A 20781-nucleotide genomic window follows, 5' to 3' on the forward strand; every position below is an offset into this window, starting at 1 on the left:
GTAAGCGTGCCAGCGAATGAATGAATGGCAGGCGCCCGGCGCCGCCTCCCGAAGGAAGGACGAACGTGCGCGTAACCGGATTCGTGGCCCTGATGGCCGCCGCACTGGCCCTGTCGACGAGCGTCGCTGCAGCGCAGACGAACGCCGGTTCGACGACGAAGCGCAAGCCGGCAAAGCCGGCAACCCAGAAGGTGCAGCCCTTCCCCCAGGCGCCGCAGCAGGACCAGAGCTACCTCTACCTGCCCGGTAACAGCCGGCCGTCGGGCCCGCCCGACTACGTGCTCCAGGGCATGCGCCAGTCGAACCAGCCCTTCTACAACACCGGCGGGACGTCCGGGGGCATCGCCGGCGACATTCCGATCTGGTCGAACCGCTGAACCGGATCACCGGCTGCCGACGAACGCGGCCGGACCTTCGCTCCGGTTGTGCACGTCGGTGGCGGCGATGGCGGCATGGCCCATCGCCACCACGACCTGGTCGAGGCCACTGATGACGTCACCGATGGCGTAGAGCCCTTCGACCGACGTCCGCCCGTGGCTGTCGACGATGATGCCGCCCCCGCCGTCGCAGCGCGCACCGAGGAATCGGGCGAGTTCCGAGCGCATCGTGCGGCCGAGCGCGGCATAGACCGTGTCGAACTGCCGCTCCCCGGCATCGTCGAAGACAGCGGCCAGCCGGCCGCCCTCGTGGCGGAGACGGCGCACCGGCCGCTCGACAACGGCCACTCCCCCGTGCTCGGCAGTGGATCGCTCTTCATCCGTGAGCGTCAGTGGCTGCTCCAGTGACAGCAGACTGACGCGGCGGGAATAGGCCCGGGCGAGGAACAGTGCTTCGCCGAGGCCGGACGCGCCCCGTCCGAGGACCCCGATGTCCTTGCCGGTCGCCTCGAAGCCGTCGCAGATCGGGCAGTAGCGAAGCAGGCCGTTCCGTAGCGCCTCGTCGGCCCCATCCATCGGCGGCGGCCTGTCCGCACCGCCCGTGGCGAGGATCACGCGACGGGCCAGCATCAGCGTTCGCGCTCCCGCAGTCTCACGCCACGACACGGCGAAGGCTTCGCCACGACGTTCGATGCCGTTGACCTCGCCCCTCGCGGGATAGGCGTCGTGATTCGCCAGGGCCTGCCGCTGCAGGTCCAGGATCGCTTCGCCCGGGATGCCGTCGGGAAAGAACGGAATGTTCCTGCTGCACGGAATGCGCCGCGCACGGCTGTCGCCGGCATCGACGAGGACGAACCGGCGCCCGAAGCGCGCGAGATAGAGCGCGGCGGCAAGCCCGGCCGGACCGCCGCCGACGATGAAGGCATCGAGTGGCGCCATGGAAACCTCCGGCAGACAACCCCCGGCCCGGCTGCAGGTTTCACATTGCCGCTCGCGAGCACCGACGCTGCATTGTAGGGTGGCCTCCCCGCCGCAGGCTCGCCTGCATCGCCCGCCCCGGCCGGGCCCAATCGACCGACCTTCGATCTTCTCCGGCACCTTCCATGCTGCAGTTCCTGGCGACGAGCACGCCCTTCTTCGCGGTGATCGCTCTCGGGGCATGGGCGGCCCACCGGGGCATGTTCCCCGGCGATGCCGTCCGGATCCTCAACACCTACGCGTTCATGATCGCCACGCCCGCGATGGTGGTGCGCGTGATGGCACGGCAACCGGTCGCGGAACTGTGGTCATGGCCCTTCTTCCTCGGCCTCGCGGCAGTCGGCATCGCGGGCCTCGTCGGCGGGCTGCTGGTCGGCCGCAGGCTCCTCGGCGTCGAAGGCGGCATCGCGGTCACGCGGGCCCAGTGCCTTGTGGGCGGCAACTTCGCGTTCCTGGGCATCCCGCTGATGCTGGCCTTCCTCGGCGAGAAGGCCGCCGCCCCCATCGCCATCGGGCTCGTCTGCGACACGGCGGTCGTGGTGCCGCTGTCCATCGGCCTCATCGAGGCCGTCCGCGGCGGCGGCACCCCGGCGGCCATCGCCTCCCGGTTGCTGCGCGGAACGCTCTACAACCCGTTCATGCTGTCGGTGCTCGTGGGACTGACTCTCTCCGTTTCAGAATTCCCGCTCCCCGAGTCCGTCGACCGGTTCCTGCTGTTTCTCGGCGCCTCGGCGGCACCGGCCGGCGTCTTCGCGCTCGGTCTCGCGCTGCGCGGCTGGATGGGTCCCGGCATGTTGGCCGGCGCGCCCCTGGCTCTCGCCAAGATCACGCTCCACCCGCTCGCCGTCTGGATCGTGCTTGCTCTCGTGCTGCGGCTCGATCCCTTCTGGGTGGCCGCAGGCGTGCTCTACGCCGCCCTTCCGACGGCGGCGAACGTGTTCCTCATCGCGGAGCGCTACGGCACCGACGCGCGGATCGCGGCGTCGTCGGTGCTGGTGTCCACGGTGCTCGCGGCGCTGACGTTCCCTGTGGCCGCGTGGCTCTCGGCACCCTGAAGGCGCCCGTCAGTCGGCCTTGATGTTGGCGCGGCGGACGAGGTCGCCCCATCGCTTGATCTCGGCTTCGATGTGCGCCTTGAACGCCTCGGGCGTGCTGGTCCAGACGTCGGCGCCCTCCAGCGCGAGGCGCTCGACGACGGCGGGATCCTCCATCGCCTTCACGATCTCCGCGTTCAGCCGCGCGACGATCTCGGGCGGCGTCCCGGCGGGAGCGACGATCCCGTACCACTGCGACGCCTCGAAGCCGGGAATCGCCGCCTCGGCGATGGTGGGAATGTCGGAGGCGCTCTTGAGCCGCGTGGTGCCGGAGACGCCGAGCGCCCGCAGCTTCCCGCCCTGCGCCAGCGGCAGGACGACCGGCGCGCCGGTGAACATCAGCTGCACCCGGCCTCCCAGCAGATCCGTGACCGCCGGCGCCGTGCCGCGGTAGGGCACGTGGACGATGTCGACCCCGGCCGCATCCGCGAAGGCCGCCGTCGCGATGTGCGCCGCGCTGCCGTTGCCGCCCGTGGCGTAGTTGAGCTTGCCGGGGTTCGCCTTGGCGTAGGCGATCAGCTCGCCGATGCTCTTGGCCGGCACGTCAGGATTGACGACGAACACGTTGTGCACGCGCGCGATCATGCTGACATGCGCGAAGCTCTTCAGAGGGTCGTAGGGGAGCTTGGGATAGATGGCGGGGTTCACGGCCAGCGTGCCGATGTGCCCCATCAGCAGGGTGTAGCCGTCAGGCGCGGCCTTCGCGACCGCATCGCTGCCGATCGACCCGCCCGCGCCCGGGCGGCTCTCGATGACCACGGACTGTCCGAGCGCCGTCTGCAGCTTCTGCCCGAGAAGACGCGCCAGGATGTCGGTCGAGCCGCCTGGGGTGAAGGGGACGACGAGCGTGATCGGCTTCGTCGGCCACGCCTGCGCCCGCGCCTCGCCCGCCAGGGCAGTGGCGGCCACGGCGGCAGCGGCGAGGGTGAGCATCTGGCGGCGGTTCGTCATCCCTTCTCTCCCTTGTCGTAAGGCACCCTGTCGGTGCTTGTGGTGATTGTCGCTCTCAGGACCGCGGGCTCTTGAACTCCTTCGCGAGCGCTTCAGCGCCGCGCGCGAGAAGCGCCGCGTCGATGCCCACCGCGGTGAAGGTCGTCCCGAGCTCGATGCAGCGGGCGGCGAAGGCCTTGTCCGGGGTCAGGATCCCCGCCGGCTTGCCGCAGGCGCGGATGCGGGCGATGGCCTTCTCGATCACCGCCTTCACTTCGTCCCGCCCCGGCTGCCCGACGAAGCCCATGCTGGCGGCGAGGTCGCCGGGACCGATGAAGATGCCGTCGACACCCTCGACAGCTGCGATGGCTTCCAGCTGCTCCAGCGCCTCGAGCGTCTCCAGCTGGACGAGGACGCAGAGCTCCTCGGCGGCACGGCGCCCGTAGTCGGGAATGCGGCCGAAGCCCGTGGCGCGCGTGGTGCCGCCGACGCCGCGGATGCCCAGCGGCGGATAGCGCGTCGCCGCCACGGCGGCCCGCGCCTCGTCGACCGTCTGGACGTAGGGGATCAGCAGCGACTGTGCGCCGAGGTCGAGGATGCGCTTGATCAGCACGGCGTCGTTGCTCGCCGGCCGGACGACCGGCGTGACCGGATACGGCGCGCAGGCCTGCAGCTGCGGCAGGATGGTGAGCGGATCGCCGGGAGAGTGCTCGTTGTCCAGCAGGAGCCAGTCGTAGCCCGCGCCCGCGAGGCACTCCGCCACGTATCCCCCCGGCAGGGTGCACCAGAAGCCGATCTGGGACCTCCCCTCGGCAAGGGCGCGCTTGAAGGCGTTCTGCGGGAGGTTCATGGCCGGACTCCGGAAGGGGGTACGAGGGAAAAGCTAGGTCTGGACGGGCGGAGTCCCATAGGTATGGAAGGACTCCACCGTCTTCATCCCCCACGCCTGTCCCTTTTTCCGCTCCTCCTCGGTCCAGACAATGGTCTTCCAGTCGGGCGCAAGGATGAGGCGAGCGCCGGCATTGGCGATCTCGACCCGGTTCCCGCCGGGCTCGTACACGTAGAGGAAGAAGGTCTGCTGCACGGCGTGCTTGTGCGGCCCGCTCTCGATGAAGACGCCGTTCTCCAGGAAGATGTCGGCGGCGCGCAGGATCTCCTCGCGGCTGTCGAGCGCGTAGGTGAGGTGGTGGAATCGGCCCCTCGATCCGGTAGCGTCGCGCGTGTAGGCGAAGTCGTAGCTCTTGTTGGTGAAGGTCATCCACATGCCGGCCTCGGTGCCGTCATTGAGGACGATCTGCTCGGTGAGCCGGCAGCCGAGGTAGGTCTCGAAGAAGATCCGGTTCGCCTTGATGTCGGCTGCGAGGCAGTTCAGGTGGTCGAGGCGACGAACATTGACGCCGCGGGCCGGGAACCGCTGTGCCTGGTTCTTCAGCGCGGGCTTCAGCTCCGGCGGCGCCTTGTACCACTGCGTCTCGTAGTAGAGCTCGATGACGTGGCCGTCGGGGTCCTTGCACACGAAGGCCGGTCCGTGGCCGACGTCGCCGTCGGTCCAGCCGACGTCGAAGCCGGAGCCCTTCAGCGCGGCGACGCGCCGCTCGAGCGCCTGCGGGCTGCGCGCCCGGAAGGCCATGTGACCCATGCCCGGCTTCGCGGCCGCGGTGAGCTTCAGCGAATGGTGCTCATAGTCGTCCCACGCGCGCAGGTAGACGCTATCGCCGGCCCGCTCCGTCTCCGTCATGCCCATGACGTCGACGAAGAACCGGAGGCTCTCCTCCGGCTTCGGCGTGAGGAGTTCGAGATGCCCGAGATGGGCGATGTCGAGGATGGGTTCAGCCTGCATGGACGTGCCTCCCCGGGGCCGCCGAGGCGGCCTCCTTCTCTTTTCTCTTCGACTGCGCGTAGGTCTCGTGGCGCTCGGCGATGGCATGGGCGAGTGCGCCGCTGAGGCCGTTCTCCTCCAGCATGCGCGCGACCTCGCGCATCTCCGCGGCGCGGCGGACGCCGTGGCGCTCCACGCGCGTCGGCATGACCTCCAGCACCTTCGCCCAGTCCATGCCCGGATAGGACTTCGACAGGCTGGCGAGGACGCCCGGGAGGACCCCGGTCTTTTCCGTGGCGAGCATCAGGTCGACCATCAGGGCCTCCATGCCCTTGATGACGATGCTGCGGCACAGCTTGGTGGCCGACGCGACGCCGATGCGATCGCTCACCGCCTCGATGACGAAGCCGAGCGGATTGAGCCGGTCCGCCAGTTCCGCCGCACGCGATCCGCCCGCGAGGATGCCGGTGGCGATTCCGGTGCCCGCGACCGGCGCCATGACGGCGAACTCGACGAAGTCCGCGCCGCTGGGCGCGAGCTGCGCCGCCACCTCGCCCTTGCTCGTCGGCGAGACGGAGTTGAGGTCGACGTAGATCTGCCCCGGGGCGAGCACCGGCGCGGCGGCGGCCGCGACCTCGACCGCGCGGTCCGCCGTCACCGCCGAGATCACAACATCACGGCCGCGGCAGGCGTCCGCGAGATCCTTCGTCGCATGCACGCGGTCGGCCGCCGCCGTCGCCAGCAGGGACGGAGCACGCGACGGATCATGGAAGAGGATGTCATGGACGGCGACGTCCTGCCCCTTCGCCGCGAGCTGCCGCGCGAAAAGCTGGCCGACCTCGCCATAACCAATGAATGCCAGCTTCAGTGCCATGTGCCCGTCCCCCGACCGGCCGGCGCGACGCTCAGTCGTCGTCGCGCCATTCCACGTAGGTGAGCCCGGCCTTCGCCAGCGGCTCGCGCATCTTGTAGAGGTCGAGTCCGAGCACGCCGGAGGCGAGCTGCTCGCGCTTCGAACCTTCGTTGGCGACGCGGGCCTCGCCCGCCGCCACCGTCGCCTCGACCTCGCGGCGCGGCACGACGAGGACGCCGTCATCGTCCGCCACGACCACGTCGCCCGGCTTCACCAGCGCGCCGGCGCAGACGACCGGCACGTTGACGGCGCCCAGCGTCGCCTTGACCGTTCCCTTCGCCGAGACGGCGCGGGACCACACGGGGAAGCGCATCTCCGTCAGCGTCTTCACGTCGCGGACACCCGCGTCGATGACGAGGCCGATGCCGCCGCGCGCCATGAGCGAGGTGGCGAGCAGGTCGCCGAACATCCCGTCGGTGTTGTCGGCCGTGACGCCGACGACGAGGATGTCGCCGGGCCGGCACTGCTCGATGGCGACGTGGATCATCCAGTTGTCGCCGGGCTGGGCCAGCACGGTGACGGCGCTGCCTGCGACCTGCGGGCCCGGCCAGATCGGCCGCATGTACGGCTTCATCAGACCGGACCGGCCCATCGCCTCGTGCGCCGTGGCGACGCCGAGTTCGGCGAGACGGCTGACGAGGCCGGCCTCGACCCGCGGGGTGTTGGTGACGACGACGGGCTTCATGCCAGCTCCTCCAGGATCTGCGGGAAGATGCGCTGGTAGGCCTCGCCGTAGGTCATCGCGCGCCCGGAGTTCCGGCCGCCCTGCATGCCCCGGTTGAGGGCGACGCGGGTGTAGTACTCCCAGAGGTGCTTCTGCGCCGCGAGGATCTCGAAGGCCTGCCGCTTCGTCTCCCACACGTCGTCGATGTTGAGGATGACGTTCGGCTTGTAGTTGCACTGCTCGGGCTGGTGCGGTTCGAACAGGAACACCGGCGGGGCGCTGTAGGCGAGGTCGGGGCTCGGCTTGTGGCCCGCCGCCTGCGCGATGATCCGCGCTTCCTGCGCGAACCGCGTCGCCTCCGGATGGTCGACGTTGTAGGGATCCTCGAGCGAGTGCGTGAGCACGAAGGACGGCTTCACCTCGCGATAGACGTCGACGAGGCGGTCGAGCATCTCCGGCGTCGTGCGCAGCGGGTAGTCGCCGGCGTCGAAGAACTCGATCTCCGCACCGAGCAGCGCAGCTGCGCGCTCGGCCTCGTCGCGACGCTGGGCCTTCACCTGCGCGAGGGAGAGGTCTCCCTTCTTCCACGCCCACTGGCTCTCACCGCGCTCGCCATAGGACAGGCAGACGATCTTCATGCGGTAGCCCTTGCGGGCGTGGAGCGCGATCGCCCCGCCGGCCCGCCAGACGAAATCGCCGGGATGGGCGGTGACGACGAGGCCGGTCTTTCCGGTCATGGCAAATCCTCTGATGCTCTAAAGGCGATCCCCGTCGCGAGCGCGCCCGGGACCGCACAGACCCGTGGCCGGTCGTGCCCAAGGGGCAGCAACCGGACCGCGTCATTCATGCGGGGCTGCGCACCGATGCAGCAAATGCTTTGTTTGCCGGTTTTCCTGAACCCGATTCACCAGTGCGGGTTCAGGTGCCCAATCGCCCCGAATTCATGCGACGCATGCATTCGATTCAGCAAAACGCCCAAAGAAAGCAGTTGCTTCACCAGTCCCGTTCCAGCAAGCAACGGTGGCGTCGCCACAGAAGGGCATGCGCCGCATCGGCTTGACGCCGCCGCAGCCGCCCTCCTAGGTAGTGCGCATAAGAAACTTATGTGCGCATAACGCACGCGCAGACGAACGGAGAGCGCCGCAGTGGATCGCGGGCGACCGAGCCCCATCTGAGGGCGGTCGGGCAAGGCAGGGAGGGACGATGCTGACCATTCTGTTCGACGGCATCGCCTACGGCATGCTGCTGTTCGTCCTCGCCTGCGGACTCGCGGTGACGCTGGGGCTGATGAACTTCGTCAACCTGGCCCACGGCGCGTTCGCCATGGCGGGCGGCTACGTCACCGCCATCATGATGAACCGCTTCGGCGTGCCGTTCCTCGCCACCCTGCCCTTCGCGTTCCTCGTCCCGGCGCTGATCGGCGTGCTGCTGGAGCGCACGCTCTACGTGCGACTCTACAAGCGCGACCACCTCGACCAAGTGCTCTTCACCATCGGTCTCGTCTTCATGGCCGTCGCCGCCGTCGACTACACGATGGGCTCGACGCAGCAGCTCATCAACCTGCCGTCATGGCTGCGCGGCCGCGTGGAGATCCTCGGCGTCAAGGTCGGGCTCTACCGCAGCTTCATCATCGCCGTGTGTGGCGTGCTCGTCATCGCGCTGCAGCTGGTCCTGTCCCGGACACGCTTCGGCAGCAGGCTGCGGGCGGCTGTCGACGACCCGCGCGTCGCCGGCGGGCTCGGCATCAACGTGAACCTGATCTTCGGCATCACCTTCGCGGTGGGGTCCGGGCTCGCCGGGCTCGGCGGCGCGCTCGGCGCGGAGATCCTCGGGCTCGACCCGACCTTCCCGCTGAAGTTCATGATCTACTTCCTGATCGTGGTGACCGTCGGCGGGACGACGAGCATCACCGGGCCCTTCGTGGCCTCGCTGCTGCTCGGCATCGCCGACGTCGCCGGCAAGTACTACGTGCCGAGCCTCGGCGCCTTCGTCATCTACACCCTGATGATCGTGGTCCTCGTGCTGCGACCGCAGGGCCTCTTCGCCCGCGCCCGCTGACCGGAGCCCGCCATGCCGAATCCCGCGAGCCTCGTCGACACGGTGGGCCGGGCGCTGACGCGCCAGGGACGCTGGACGATCCCCGAGATCCTCTTCTGGCTGGTGGCCGCGGCGACGTTGTTCCTTATGCCGGGCCGGCACCTGATCCTCAACGAGATCGCGATCATCGGCCTGTTCGCCGTGTCGCTGGACCTGATCCTGGGCTACGCCGGCATCGTCTCGCTCGGCCATGCCGCCTTCTTCGGCCTCGGCGCCTACGTCGCCGGCATTCTGGCCAAGTACGGCTTCGGCGACCCGCTGCTCGGGCTCCTCGCGGGGGCGGTCGCGGCCGCCATCCTGGGCTTTGCCACCAGTTTCCTCGTCATGCGCGGCACCGACCTGACGAAGCTGATGGTGACGCTCGGCGTGGCGCTCGTGCTCGGGGAGGTGGCGAACCAGATGTCGTGGCTCACGGGCGGCGCCGACGGCCTGCAGGGCGTGATGATGCAGCCGATCCTCGGCCGCTTCGAGTTCGACATCTTCGGCACCACCGCCTACGCCTACAGCCTCGTCGTCACCTTCGTCCTCTTCGTCATCGCGCGCCGCATCGTCGCCTCGCCCTTCGGGCTGTCGCTGAGGGCCATCAAGGCGAACCCGCTACGGGCCCGCGCGCTGGGAATCCCGGTCGGCCGCAGGCTCGTCGCCGTCTACACGCTGTCCGCCGCCTATGCCGGCGTCGCCGGCGCCCTGCTCGCTCAGACCACGCAGTTCGTCTCGCTCGACGTGCTGGCCTTCCACCGCTCGGCGGACGTGATGCTGGTGCTCGTCATCGGCGGCGTCGGCTATCTCTACGGCGGCCTCATCGGCGCCGTGGTCTTCAAGGTGCTGCAGGACTTCCTCGCCAACATCACCCCGCAGTACTGGCAGTTCTGGATCGGGCTGATCCTCGTCGTCCTCGTCCTCGCCGGACGCGAGCGCGTAACCGCCAGGGTGCTGGACGCCTGGCGCCGGCTCACGTCGCGCGGCGAGCCGCCCGTCCTCGCCTCAAAGCCGCTGAAGGACGCCTGACATGACCGCGGCCCTCGAGACCCACGGCCTGGTGAAGCGCTTTGGCGGCCTGACGGCGACCGACAACGTCACCTTCCGGCTGGAGAAGGGCGCACGCCACGCGCTCATCGGCCCCAACGGCGCCGGCAAGACCACCTTCATCAACCTGCTGACGGGCGTCCTGGCGCCGTCGGCCGGAACCATCATGCTCGAGGGGCAGGACATCACGCGCCTGCGCTCGGACCTGCGCGTCCGCCGCGGCCTGACGCGGACGTTCCAGATCAACCAGCTCTTCCCGGCGCTGACGCCGCTGGAGACGCTCGGCCTCGCCGTCTCGGAGCGGCTCGGCGGCGGCGCCGACTGGTGGCGGGTCATCGGCACCCGGCGCGACATCATGGGTGACATCGTCGAGATCGCCGAGCGCTTCCGTCTCCTCGACGTGCTGGAGGAGAAGACCGCCAACCTCGCTTACGGCAAGCAGCGCCTGCTGGAGATCGCCGTTGCGTTCGCCTGCAAGCCGCGCGTGCTGCTGCTCGACGAACCCGCGGCGGGCGTGCCGGAGGCGGAGCGCCGGGAGCTGCTCGACACGGTCGCCGCGCTGCCGCGCGACGTCTCGGTCCTGCTGATCGAGCACGACATGGACCTCGTGTTCAGCTTCGCCGACCGCATCTCCGTCCTCGTCAACGGCGCCCTCCTGACGGAGGGGACGGTGAGCGAGATCGCCAATGACCCGCGCGTGCGCGCCGTCTACCTGGGGACGAGCGTCGATGCCTGACCTGCTCAGCCTGCGCAAGCTCACGGCCGGCTACGGCCCGGCAGTCGTCATCCGCGACGTCGACCTCGACCTGCAGGAAGGCCAGTCCATGGCGGTGCTCGGCCGCAACGGGACGGGCAAGACGACGCTGCTCAACACCATCATCGGCGTCACCCAGCGCCATGGCGGCACGATCCGCCTGCGCGACCGCGACATCACGGGGCTGCGGCCGGACCAGCGGGCCGGCGCCGGGATCGGCTGGGTCCCGCAGGAACGCAACATCTTCAAGTCGCTGACGGTGGAGGAAAACCTCACGGCCGTCGCCCGTCCCGGGCCGTGGAGCGTGACGCGCGTGTTCGAGCTCTTCCCCCGCCTGAAGGAACGCCGCACCAACCTTGGCAACCAGCTGTCGGGTGGCGAGCAGCAGATGCTCGCCATCGGCCGCGCCCTCGTGCTGAATCCGGGCCTGATGCTCCTCGACGAGCCGACCGAGGGCCTCGCCCCGATCATCATCGAGGAACTGTTGGCCGCCCTCACCCGCATCACCCGCGGCGAGGGGATGTCCGCGCTGATCGTCGAGCAGCACGCCCACAAGATCCTCGGTGTCACAGACCGCGCCGTGATCCTCGACCGCGGCATGATCGTCCACGCCGCGACGAGCCGTTCGCTGATCGAGGATCCGGGGCCGCTCGAACAGCACCTCGGCGTGACCGGCCGCAGGGAGGCCGCTCACTGAAGCGGGGGAGACCGGGGAATGTCCTGTCCCCCGTTCCCCCGCGCTTCGCTTTGGACTAGGACACGCAGCGGCGCCGGGATCGGCGGCCCCTGAGCATCGGAGTGTGAGCCATGAACCGCACCAAGCCCCCCTTCCGCGCCGACATGGTCGGCAGCCTGCTGCGCACGCTGCCCCTGAAGGAGGCCCGCCAGAAGCGCGAGGAGGGCGCCATCACGGCCGAACAGCTCAGGGCCGTGGAGGACGACGAGATCCGCAAGATCATCCGCAAGCAGGAGGAGATCGGGCTGCAGGCGGTGACCGACGGCGAGTTCCGCCGCGCCTACTGGCACTTCGACTTCCTGGAGCAGCTCGACGGCGTGACCTCGGTGTCGGGCGACAGCGGCATGAACTTCAAGGGCGGCGTGGGCGTGCCCAAGGCGCTGCGGATCACGGGCAGGATCGGCTATTCCGGCCACCCGATGATCGACCACTTCCGCTTCGTAAAGGAGAACACCAGCCGGGTGCCGAAGATGACGATTCCCGGCCCGAGCATGCTGCACTACCGGGGTGGCCGGAAGATGATGAACCCCGGCATCTACGCCGACATGGACGGCTTCTATGCCGACGTCGGCGCCGCCTACAACAAGGCCGTCCACGACTTCTACGGCGCCGGCTGCCGCTACCTGCAGCTCGACGACATCTCCTTCGCCTACCTGTGCGACCCCGACCAGCGGCAGATGCTGCGCGAGCGCGGAGACGATCCCGAGAAGCAGCCGCAGATCTACGCCGGGATGGTGCGCGAGGCGCTCAAGGACAAGCCGTCCGACCTCACCATCACGATGCACCTGTGCCGCGGCAACTTCCGCTCGACCTTCATCGCCTCCGGCGGCTACGAGCCCGTCGCCGACGTGCTGTTCAACGCCATGCCGGTCGACGGCTACTTCATGGAGTGGGACACGGACCGGGCCGGCGGCTTCGAGCCGCTGCGCTTCCTGCCCAAGGGCAAGACCGTCGTCCTCGGCCTCGTCACCTCCAAGACCGGGACGCTCGAAAGCAAGGACGCCATCAAGCGGCGCATCGACGAGGCGTCGAAGTTCGTCGACCTCGACCAGCTCTGCCTGTCGCCGCAGTGCGGCTTTGCCTCGACGCAGGAGGGCAACGTCCTGGCCGAGGAAGAGCAGTGGGCGAAGCTCTCGATGATCGTCGAGGTCGCGAAGGAAGTGTGGGGCTGACGCCCGCTCCTTCGTGTCCGGCTCAAGCACGAACGCCGCGCCCGAAAGCCGCGGCGTTTGCATTCTGGTCCGCCGTCCTCAGGCGCTCTTCGTCACGCGGACGACGGCGTCCGGGCGCTTCGCCACTTCCGGTAGCAGTTCGAGCCCCAGCCCCGGCGCCTGCGGCACCGTGACCTGGCCGTTGCTGACGATGGGCAGTGCCGTCACCAGCTCCGTGTACCAGCCCGTGTAGAAGGCCCGCACCGCCTCCTGGATGAGCGCGTTGCGCGCATGCAGCGAGAAGTGGCACGAGGCCATATAGACCACCGGACCGGTGCAGTCGTGCGGCGCCACCGGGACATGCCACGCCTCCGCCATGCCGGCGATCTTGCGGGCCTCCGAGAGGCCCCCGCACCAGCTGAGGTCGAGCATCACCACGCCGGCGGCGCCCGTCTCCAGGTACTCGCGGAAGGCGTGCGTGTAGGCGAGCGTCTCGGAGGCGCAGACCCACGCCTTGGAATGCTTCGCGTAGTCGACGAGGTCGCGCACGCTGTCGAGGCGGAAGGGATCCTCGTGCCAGTAGGTGTCGAACTCGGCGAGGCGCTCGGCCAGCCGCTTGGCCATGGGCACGCTCCACAGCGAGTGGAACTCGACCATGATGTCCATCTTGTCGCCCACCGCCTTGCGGATCTTGCGGAAGGGCTCCAGCGCCGTGCGCAGCTCGTCGGCCGTGATGTCGAGCCCGCCGCTGCGCTCGGCGGCGATGTCGAACGGCCAGATTTTCATGCCCGTCACGCCCTGCTCCAGCAGGGAGTGGGCGAGTTCGTCGGCCCGGTAGAGAAAGGCCTCGAGGTCCTCGTAGGGCCCCTCCGTCGCGCCCACGTGCCAGTTCTCGCTCGTCTGCGCGCGGTTGTCGCGGACGTAGAGATAGCCCGCGCAGGTGTTGTAGACGCGGATCGAATCCCGCGACTTGCCGCCCAGCGCAATGCACACCGGCTGGCCGATGGCCTTGCCGAAGATGTCCCACAGGGCGAGGTCGACGGCGGAGTTGCCGCGCGTCTCGACGCCCGCCGCGCCCCACCCGAGATAGTTGGAGAGCGAGCGGTTGCGCGCCTCGATCTGCATCGGGTCGGTGCCGATGAGCTTCGGCGCGACCCGGTCGTGGAGGTAGGCCTCGACGGCCGTCGGCTCGAAGAAGGTCTCGCCGAGGCCGACGAGCCCCTCGTCCGTGTGCAGCCGCACCCAGATCAGGTTGGCGAACTCCTTGACCCGGATCGTCTCGACCGCCGTGATCTTCATCGGGGGAGTCCCTCCTGCCGGATGTCGGCGGGCCTCAGGCCCGGCCCTTGGCCTTCTTCCACGCCTCGTACTCCCCGCGTGCATCATCGTGCAGCGGGTAGTAGCGGCGCAGGTCGCCGCCCTTCGACAGCATCTCGCGGGAGAAGTCCTCCCACTCGTGATGCCTGTTGGCCTCGTCGATGCAGCGCTCGGCCAGCGCCACCGGGACCACCACGGCGCCATCGTCGTCGGCGACGATGATGTCGCCGGGGATGACGGTGACGCCGCCGACCGCCACCGCCTCGTTGACCGAGAACGGCATCAGCTCGACCTGCGTGTGGAAGTTCGGCGTCACGCCGCGGATCCACAACGCCAGGTCGAGGTCCTTCGCGTTCGGCCAGTCGCGGATGCAGCCGTCGATGACGAGGCCAGACCCGCCACGGCCCTTGAAGTAGGTGAGCATCATCTCGCCGAACACGCCGGCGCGCATGTCTCCCCGGGCGTCGACGACGACCATGTCGCCAGGCTTCACGTGGTAGAGCACGTGGCGGTGCAGCTGCTTCTCGGGATCGTTGTACTCGCCGTCGCCGTAGAGGTCCTCGCGCTTGGGCATGAACTTCAGCGTCAGCGCGGGCCCGGCTGCCACCTTGCCCTTGTTCCACGCGACGGGCCCGGTGATGTGGGCGTTGCGCACGCCCATCCGGTAGAGCGTCCCGGTGATGGTCGCAGTCCCGATGGCGCGCAGCTTGTCGACGACCGCCTGCGGCGGGCGGGCGATGTCCCTGGTCTCGATCATGATCGTGTCCTCGTGGCGAAGCGGATGGCGGATCAGGCGGGCGGGAGGGCCTGCCCGGTCTCGCCGTCAAAGAGATGCAGCTTGTCCTGGTCGAGCACGGCGTGGACCGTCTCGTTGGGGGAGAGTTTCACGTGCGGGGGGACGCTGACGACGATCGTCGTGTCGCCGATGACGACGTGCACGAAGGTGATGTCGCCGGTCGGCTCCACCGTGTAGACGACGCCGGGAATGCTTCCGGGCTCGGGCGCCGACGCCAGCCGGATCGTGCTGTGGCGGGCGCCGAAGATGACCGACCGCGACGGCGCCGCCAGTGCCTTGCGGGCATTGGCGGGAGACAGCGGCACGCGCCAGCCGTCCTTGCCGACGATGGCAGCCTGCCCGCCCTCGGCGGCGATCTCCGCCTTGACGAGGTTCATCGCCGGGCTGCCGACGAAGCCGGCCACGAAGGTGTTCACCGGCTTCTCGAAGACGATCTCCGGCCGGTCGTACTGCTGCAGGAACCCGCCGTTCATCACCGCCATCTTGTCGGCCATGGTCACGGCCTCGAGCTGGTCATGCGTGACGTAGATCACGGTGGCGTTGAGGTCCTGGTGGAAGCGCTTGAGTTCGGCGCGCATCTGCACGCGCAGCTTGGCGTCGAGGTTCGACAGCGGCTCGTCCATCAGGAAGACCTTGGGGTCACGCACCAGCGCCCGGCCCAGCGCGACGCGCTGCTGCTGGCCGCCCGAGAGTTCGCGCGGCCGCCGCTCGAGCAGGTGCGTGATGTCGAGGACGCGGGCGGCCTCCTTGATCTTCCGGTCGATCTCGTCCTTCGGCGTCTTCCGCATCTGCAGCGGGAAGGCGAGGTTCTTGTAGACGCTCTTGTTTGGATAGAGCGCGTAGTTCTGGAACACCATGGCGATGTCCCGGTCCTTCGGGTCGAGGTCATTGACCTGGCGGTCGCCGATGTGGATCTCCCCACCCGTGATTTCGATGAGGCCGGCGACGAGGTTCAGCGTCGTCGTCTTGCCGCAGCCCGACGGTCCCACGAGGGCCACGAACTCACCGTCCTCGATCGTCAGCGAGACGTTGTTGACGGCCGTATAGCTGCCGTAGGTCTTCACCACGTCCCGCAGTCTCACCTGTGCCATGCGTCGTCCATCCTCGGGGCGTGTCGTTGCGGGGGAGAGAGCGTGCTCACGACTTCACGGCGCCTTCCGTGAGCGCCTTCACGAAGTACTTCTGCAGCACGAGGAACAGCGCCACGACGGGCACGCTCATGATGAAGGAGGCGGCCATCAGGCCCGGCCAGTTGGTGGCGTACTCCGCGAAGAAGCGCTGCAGGCCGACCGGCAGCGTCAGCTTCGACTTGTCGTTGAGGAAGGTGAGCGCGTAGACGTACTCGTTCCAGGCCATGATGAACGAGTAGATCGCCGTCGCGATGATGCCCGGCGAGGACAGCGGCATGACGATCAGCAGGAACGCCTGGAAGCGCGTCGCCCCGTCGATGCGCGCGGCCTGCTCGAGTTGCGGCGGGATGTTGTCGTAGAAGCCCTTCAGCAGCCAGATCGAGAGCGGCAGGCCGAAGGTGAGGTAGGTCAGGATCAGCGAGAACTGCGTGTTCACCAGCCCCAGCCACCGCATCATGATGAAGAGCGGCATCAGGAACACGACCGCCGGGAACATGTTGCGCAGCAGGACCGAGTAGAAGAGCAGGTTGCGGCCCGGGAACCGGAATCGCGAGAAGGCGTAGGCCGCCGGCACCGCCACCACCACGCCGAGCACGGTGGACGCGAAGGACACCCACAGGCTGTTGGCCATGTAGCGCAGGAACTCGCGCCCGACCTCGCTGGTCGGCAGCAGCAGGCGCGCGTACTCGCCCAGAGTCGGGTGGCGCGGCCACCACTCGGGCGGGTACTGGACCGCCGCGAACTGGGTCTTGATGGACGTGATGAACATCCACGTCATCGGCAGCAGCGAGAACAGCGTCAGCACGACGAGGAAAACGTTTCCCGCCACGACCCAGGGGTCGCGGCGCTTGCGGCGCACGACGGGGTCGAGGCTATGGCCGTGGCCGGCGTCGGCGTGAGCGCTCATGCGGGGTTCCTCTCGTCGCCGCGCGTGAGCGCCTTCACGTAGAAGTAGCCGAGCGCCATCATCACGATGAACAGGATCACCGAGTAGGCTGAGGCGAGCCCGAAGCGGATGCGGCCGAAGGCGATCTGGTAGATGTGCGTGATCCAGATCTCCGACGCGCCGGCGGGACCGCCGCCCGTCATGATCCACGGCAGCGTGAAGCTGTTCAGGTTCGTCACCAGCAGCAGCAGCACCGTCACCACCGCCACGCTCTTCACGTGCGGCAGCGTGACGTGCCAGAAGCGTTGCACGGCGTTGGCCCCGTCCACCTGCGCGGCGCGCAGCAGTTGCTCGGGGACCGTCTGCAGGCCGGCCAGCATCATGATCATGGCGAAGGGGAATTCCTTCCACACGTTGACCACGATGAGGGAGGCCATGACGTTGGTGCGGTCGTCGAGGAAATTGATCGGCCGCTCGGTGAGACCCGCCTGCACCGACAGCGCGCCGATGACGCCGAAGTCGGAGTGGTAGATCCAGCGCCAGATGTAGGCGGCGGCGACCGCGCTGATGACATACGGCACGAGCAGCGTGCCCCGGAGCAGGCCGCGGCCGAGGAAGACGCGGTTGAGCGCGAGCGCGGCCGCGAAGCCGATGACGAAGGCAAGTCCCGTTGACCAGATCGTCCAGACCCAGGTGTTCCACGTCGCCTCGTGCACGCTCTCGGCGGTGAGAACGGTGCCGTAGTTCTTCAGGCCGACGAAGATCTTCTCCTCGAGCGCGAGGTTCGGGGGCGTCGAGAAGAACGAGAGGTAGACCGTGTAGTAGACCGGGTAGGCGATGACGAGCAGCATCACGCCGATGGACGGCAGCACGTACATGTAGTCGTGCCGATGCTTCCAGATGCGCCGCATCAGGCCCGGGCGCTTGGCGCGGACGGCGGAGGGTGGCGCCGTCACCCCCTGCGCGGAGGCGGAATGCGTGCTGTTGGTACCGGCGAGGGTCACGCCGCGGCCTCCGGGCGATGCGACTGCGCCCGCCGCGGGCCGGGGCGGGCCGTGGGCCGGGGCGTTCGTCGGGGCGAACGGGAGAGGGGGACGGGCCCGGCCACGCGGCCGGGCCCGCAACGACGGGCTCAGAGCTCGCTGAGCAGGTCCTTGATCTTCTTGGCGGCGTCGTCGGCCGCCTGCGCCACCGTCATCTTCTGGGTGAGCGCGTTCTGCAGCATGTTCGGGACGATGATGTTCATGATCTCGGTCGCCTGCGGCACCACCGGGAACGGAATGCCGTTCGGCAGCATCGACGTGGTGACGTCGAGGAACTTGATCGTCTCGATGCGCTCCTTCATCCACTTCGTCCGGAAGCCGCGGACGTTGCCGGGGTTGGAGCTGACCCAGGCCATCTTGGTCGACCACTCCGGCCCCGTCGCGAAGGCGATGATCGCCTTGGCGGCGTTGACGTCGAGTCCGCCGTCGACGAGGTCGGGGCGGAAGACGTGGGCGTTGGAGCCGCCGAACACCACGGCGCGGCGGGCCGGTCCCATCGGGATCAGGCCGTAGCGCATGTTCGCGACGACAGCGTCGGCGGTCTTCTTGTCCTCGCCGGTCGCCTTCTTGGCCCGGTCGAGCATCACGGCGTACTCGCTCGGATGCGCGATCATCATCGCCAGGTTGCCGGCGATGAAGGGGTCCTGGTTCTCGTTCTGCGTGTTGGTCAGCGCCGAGGTCGGCACGGACTTGTCACGCACGTACATGTCGTAGGACGCCTGCAGGGCGCGCTTCGAGCCCTCGTTGTTGACGAAGACCGACTTGTAGGTCGGGTTGGCCTCCGCCTCGTCGAGCGCGCCGCCGCCGTAGGCCCACAGCTGCGGCATGAAGCGGAACGGCGTGTTGCCGGCATTGACGCGGGCCACCATGCCGTAGCCGTTCTTTCCGGTCTTCTCCTTGATCTGCTTCGAATAGGCGACGAGGTCGTCCCAGGTCTTCGGCGGCGACTCGGGATCGAGTCCGGCATCCTTGAAGATCCCGGCATTCCAGATGAGCGCCATCGTTTCGTTGTTGGTGGGCACGCCGTAGGTCTTGCCCTTCCACGTGACCGACTTGAGAGCGCCCGGCCAGAACTCGTCGCGGCCGTAGCCGACCGACTCCGGCCCGAACTCCATCAGCTGGTTCTTCGCGGCGAACTCGACGCCCGCGAGGATCGGCAGGCGCACGACCATCGGCGCGGCCTTGCCGATCGCCGCCGTGCGCAGCTTGTCGATCATCTCGTTGTAGTTGAGGTTGAGCGCGGTGACCTGGATGTTCGGGTACATCTCCTTGAACGCCTTCCAGAACTGGGCGTCCAGGTCGTGCTCGATCTGCGGCGAGGCCTGCGTCGGGCCGAAGTACCAGTAGGTCAGGCGGCCCTTGTAGTCCTTCGGAACCACGCGGTAGCACTCGGCCGCGGTATCGGGGTTCTCGGTGCCGGCGATGCTCTTGATGTACTCCGGCGTCCACTTCGTCGGGTCGACGCCGGTCTTGCTGGCCTGCGCATGCGCGCGTCCCGCGAAGCCGGCGGCGGCGGCCGCGCCGGCGGTCATGGCCATGAAGGTGCGGCGATCGACGGGGCTGGCGAACGGCCCCTTGTCCTTGGACTTCGTCATGTCTTCCTCCGTTTCGTGTCGATCTTCGCCGGCTTGTGCCGGTCATGGGGCCCTTCGGGCCGATCAATCGTGATGATCACACTGAAGTGGCAGGCTGGCGAGCGGCCAATGGCCGCCCCCGTCAGTCGAAGAAGCCCCTGTCCTCCTCGGCCAGGTAGCGGCGGGCGCGCTCGGCATTGATCTCGACGCCCATGCCCGGGGTGTCCCACACCTCGATCATGCCATCCTTGACGATCGGGTTGGGGAGGCCGTCGACGATGTCGTACCACCAGGCCGGGTCGCCGGCCGGCAGTTCGAACGCGATGAAGTTGGACGGCATGGTCGCGCTCACCTGCACCAGCGCCGCGAGGCCGAGGAGGCCGTTGCCGGTGCCGTGCGGCGCCATCATCACGCCGTGCAGATCGGCGTATTCCGCGATCCACTTGATCTCGGCGAGGCCGCCGACGTCGCACGGGTCGGGACCGACCACGCGGACCGCCTGCTTCTCGATGAGGTCCTTGAAGTTCTGCCGCAGGTAGATCTGCTCGCCCGTGTGGATGGGCGTCGATGTCGACGCGGTCAGGTCGCGGTACACGTCCGCGTTGACGTAGGGGACGTAGTCGCCCGTCAGCATGTCCTCGAGCCACATCAGGTGGTGCTTCTCGACCGCCCGGGCGAAGCGGATCGCATCCTGCAGCACCCAGCCGGGGCCGCAGTCGAGCGCGAGGCCGACCTTGTCGCCCAGCGCCTCCTTCATCGCCGCCACGCAGTCGAGCGTGTAGGCATAGCCGCGCTCGGTCATGAGCCCGCGGTCGAGCGCGCCATGGAACGGGCTGGGCGACACCTCGCCGTAGAAGTAGTCGGGAAACTCCCGCTTCATCGGGCTGTGGAACGAGATGCCCTGCTTGACGATGGTGAACCCCTCGGGAAGCGCCATCATCCGCTTCATCTCGGCGGCGTAGTCCTCGGGGCGGAAGCTGGTCATCGGCACGCGCAGCGCGCCGTTGTAGACGCGCACCTTGTCGCGCACCTTGCCGCCGAGGAGCTTGTGGACCGGGAGCCCGGCCGCCTTGCCGGCGATGTCCCACAGCGCCATCTCGATCACGCTGATCGCGCTGCCGTAGGGCTTGAACGCGCCGCGCTGGCGGATCTTCAGCATGCACTTCTCGACGAGGGTTGGGTCCTCGCCGATCAGCGCGTCACGGAACTGCAGGATGAACGGCTTCAGGTAGGGCTTGTACTGCTCGACCTCGCCGTATCCGCTGATCCCCTCGTCCGTCACGATGCGCACGATCGGATTCTTCCCGATGACGGCGCACTTCACGTCGACGATCTTCATCCCCGCGTCTCTCCCCGACAGGCGGGCCTTTCCGGCCCTGCCTCGCAGGCGTCAGCGGCGATGCGGCGGCATGGTCGCGAGCCGCCCGGGGGTCCCGAGGGATGGTCCGGCCGGCCGCCAACGGGGGCGGACGCGCCGAAGGATCGAACGAGGCCTG

Annotated in this window: 21 protein-coding genes; 7 read left to right on the plus strand and 14 right to left on the minus strand. The window is 68.5% G+C overall.

Going from position 1 to position 20781, the window contains the following annotated elements; translation table 11 throughout:
- Nucleotides 1–65: 65 nt before the first annotated feature.
- The gene (locus ACX9GQ_RS20455) at nucleotides 66–377 is read left to right on the plus strand and encodes a hypothetical protein (protein WP_459631442.1); all 312 of its coding nucleotides are present in this window, start codon (nucleotides 66–68) and stop codon (nucleotides 375–377) included.
- A gap of 6 nt (nucleotides 378–383) precedes the next feature.
- Here the strand turns inward: ACX9GQ_RS20455 and ACX9GQ_RS20460 are convergent, their stop codons facing one another.
- Complete coding sequence (locus ACX9GQ_RS20460) at nucleotides 384–1316, minus strand: NAD(P)/FAD-dependent oxidoreductase (RefSeq protein ID WP_459631443.1); 933 nt, start codon at nucleotides 1314–1316, stop codon at nucleotides 384–386.
- A 164-nt stretch (nucleotides 1317–1480) separates the two neighbouring features.
- On the opposite strand from ACX9GQ_RS20460, the gene ACX9GQ_RS20465 reads away from it, so the two are divergent.
- Entirely contained in the window at nucleotides 1481–2410 is a 930-nt protein-coding gene (locus tag ACX9GQ_RS20465; protein WP_459631444.1) for an AEC family transporter, read from the plus strand.
- A gap of 9 nt (nucleotides 2411–2419) precedes the next feature.
- On the opposite strand, the gene ACX9GQ_RS20470 is transcribed toward ACX9GQ_RS20465, so the two are convergent.
- Genes ACX9GQ_RS20470 through ACX9GQ_RS20495 form a run of 6 tightly spaced genes read right to left on the minus strand, consistent with a single transcriptional unit; the run spans nucleotide 2420 to nucleotide 7512 of the window.
- A complete protein-coding gene (locus ACX9GQ_RS20470) occupies nucleotides 2420–3400 on the minus strand; it encodes a Bug family tripartite tricarboxylate transporter substrate binding protein (protein WP_459631445.1) in 981 nt (326 codons plus the stop codon).
- A 55-nt stretch (nucleotides 3401–3455) separates the two neighbouring features.
- Nucleotides 3456–4229 carry an aldolase/citrate lyase family protein gene (locus ACX9GQ_RS20475; protein ID WP_459631446.1) on the minus strand — a complete coding sequence of 258 codons (774 nt, stop codon included), beginning with the start codon at nucleotides 4227–4229 and terminating at the stop codon, nucleotides 3456–3458.
- Between the two features lie 33 nt (nucleotides 4230–4262).
- Complete coding sequence (locus ACX9GQ_RS20480) at nucleotides 4263–5219, minus strand: catechol 2,3-dioxygenase (protein WP_459631447.1); 957 nt, start codon at nucleotides 5217–5219, stop codon at nucleotides 4263–4265.
- Nucleotides 5209–6072 carry an NAD(P)-dependent oxidoreductase gene (locus ACX9GQ_RS20485; RefSeq protein WP_459631448.1) on the minus strand — a complete coding sequence of 288 codons (864 nt, stop codon included), beginning with the start codon at nucleotides 6070–6072 and terminating at the stop codon, nucleotides 5209–5211. Before ACX9GQ_RS20485 ends, ACX9GQ_RS20480 begins: the two co-directional genes overlap by 11 nt.
- 31 nt (nucleotides 6073–6103) lie before the next feature.
- Nucleotides 6104–6796: a 4-carboxy-4-hydroxy-2-oxoadipate aldolase/oxaloacetate decarboxylase gene (locus tag ACX9GQ_RS20490; RefSeq protein WP_459631449.1), complete on the minus strand. Its 693-nt coding sequence runs from the start codon at nucleotides 6794–6796 to the stop codon at nucleotides 6104–6106.
- The gene (locus ACX9GQ_RS20495) at nucleotides 6793–7512 is read right to left on the minus strand and encodes a PIG-L deacetylase family protein (protein WP_459631450.1); all 720 of its coding nucleotides are present in this window, start codon (nucleotides 7510–7512) and stop codon (nucleotides 6793–6795) included. The genes ACX9GQ_RS20490 and ACX9GQ_RS20495 overlap by 4 nt, the downstream gene beginning before the upstream one ends.
- Nucleotides 7513–7978: 466 nt before the next feature.
- On the opposite strand from ACX9GQ_RS20495, the gene ACX9GQ_RS20500 reads away from it, so the two are divergent.
- The 5 genes from ACX9GQ_RS20500 to ACX9GQ_RS20520 all read left to right on the plus strand — a co-directional run bounded on the left by ACX9GQ_RS20500 (nucleotide 7979) and on the right by ACX9GQ_RS20520 (nucleotide 12560).
- A complete protein-coding gene (locus tag ACX9GQ_RS20500) occupies nucleotides 7979–8833 on the plus strand; it encodes a branched-chain amino acid ABC transporter permease (protein ID WP_459631451.1) in 855 nt (284 codons plus the stop codon).
- 12 nt (nucleotides 8834–8845) lie between these two features.
- On the plus strand, nucleotides 8846–9880 hold the full coding sequence (locus ACX9GQ_RS20505) for a branched-chain amino acid ABC transporter permease (protein WP_459631452.1): 1035 nt from the start codon (nucleotides 8846–8848) through the stop codon (nucleotides 9878–9880).
- Nucleotide 9881: 1 nt separating this feature from the next.
- Nucleotides 9882–10634, plus strand: coding sequence for an ABC transporter ATP-binding protein (locus tag ACX9GQ_RS20510; protein WP_459631453.1), 753 nt, complete (start codon nucleotides 9882–9884; stop codon nucleotides 10632–10634).
- Complete coding sequence (locus tag ACX9GQ_RS20515; protein WP_459631454.1) at nucleotides 10627–11349, plus strand: ABC transporter ATP-binding protein; 723 nt, start codon at nucleotides 10627–10629, stop codon at nucleotides 11347–11349. The genes ACX9GQ_RS20510 and ACX9GQ_RS20515 overlap by 8 nt, the downstream gene beginning before the upstream one ends.
- A gap of 110 nt (nucleotides 11350–11459) precedes the next feature.
- Nucleotides 11460–12560, plus strand: a complete 1101-nt coding sequence (locus tag ACX9GQ_RS20520; protein ID WP_459631455.1) for a 5-methyltetrahydropteroyltriglutamate--homocysteine S-methyltransferase — start codon at nucleotides 11460–11462, stop codon at nucleotides 12558–12560.
- A gap of 78 nt (nucleotides 12561–12638) precedes the next feature.
- Here ACX9GQ_RS20520 and ACX9GQ_RS20525 read toward each other — a convergent pair whose 3' ends face one another.
- The 7 genes from ACX9GQ_RS20525 to ACX9GQ_RS20555 all read right to left on the minus strand — a co-directional run bounded on the left by ACX9GQ_RS20525 (nucleotide 12639) and on the right by ACX9GQ_RS20555 (nucleotide 20624).
- The gene (locus ACX9GQ_RS20525; protein WP_459631456.1) at nucleotides 12639–13838 is read right to left on the minus strand and encodes a mandelate racemase/muconate lactonizing enzyme family protein; all 1200 of its coding nucleotides are present in this window, start codon (nucleotides 13836–13838) and stop codon (nucleotides 12639–12641) included.
- A 34-nt stretch (nucleotides 13839–13872) separates the two neighbouring features.
- Nucleotides 13873–14613: a ribonuclease activity regulator RraA gene (locus ACX9GQ_RS20530; RefSeq protein WP_459631457.1), complete on the minus strand. Its 741-nt coding sequence runs from the start codon at nucleotides 14611–14613 to the stop codon at nucleotides 13873–13875.
- Nucleotides 14614–14645: 32 nt separating this feature from the next.
- On the minus strand, nucleotides 14646–15743 hold the full coding sequence (locus ACX9GQ_RS20535) for an ABC transporter ATP-binding protein (RefSeq protein ID WP_459631458.1): 1098 nt from the start codon (nucleotides 15741–15743) through the stop codon (nucleotides 14646–14648).
- 46 nt (nucleotides 15744–15789) lie between these two features.
- Nucleotides 15790–16689 carry a carbohydrate ABC transporter permease gene (locus ACX9GQ_RS20540; protein ID WP_459631459.1) on the minus strand — a complete coding sequence of 300 codons (900 nt, stop codon included), beginning with the start codon at nucleotides 16687–16689 and terminating at the stop codon, nucleotides 15790–15792.
- Entirely contained in the window at nucleotides 16686–17579 is an 894-nt protein-coding gene (locus ACX9GQ_RS20545) for a carbohydrate ABC transporter permease (RefSeq protein ID WP_459631471.1), read from the minus strand. The genes ACX9GQ_RS20540 and ACX9GQ_RS20545 overlap by 4 nt, the downstream gene beginning before the upstream one ends.
- Nucleotides 17580–17800: 221 nt before the next feature.
- Nucleotides 17801–19249, minus strand: a complete 1449-nt coding sequence (locus tag ACX9GQ_RS20550) for an ABC transporter substrate-binding protein (protein ID WP_459631472.1) — start codon at nucleotides 19247–19249, stop codon at nucleotides 17801–17803.
- Between the two features lie 178 nt (nucleotides 19250–19427).
- A complete protein-coding gene (locus ACX9GQ_RS20555) occupies nucleotides 19428–20624 on the minus strand; it encodes a mandelate racemase/muconate lactonizing enzyme family protein (RefSeq protein WP_459631460.1) in 1197 nt (398 codons plus the stop codon).
- Nucleotides 20625–20781: the final 157 nt, after the last annotated feature.

The sequence above is a fragment of the Alsobacter sp. R-9 genome (assembly GCF_054612375.1).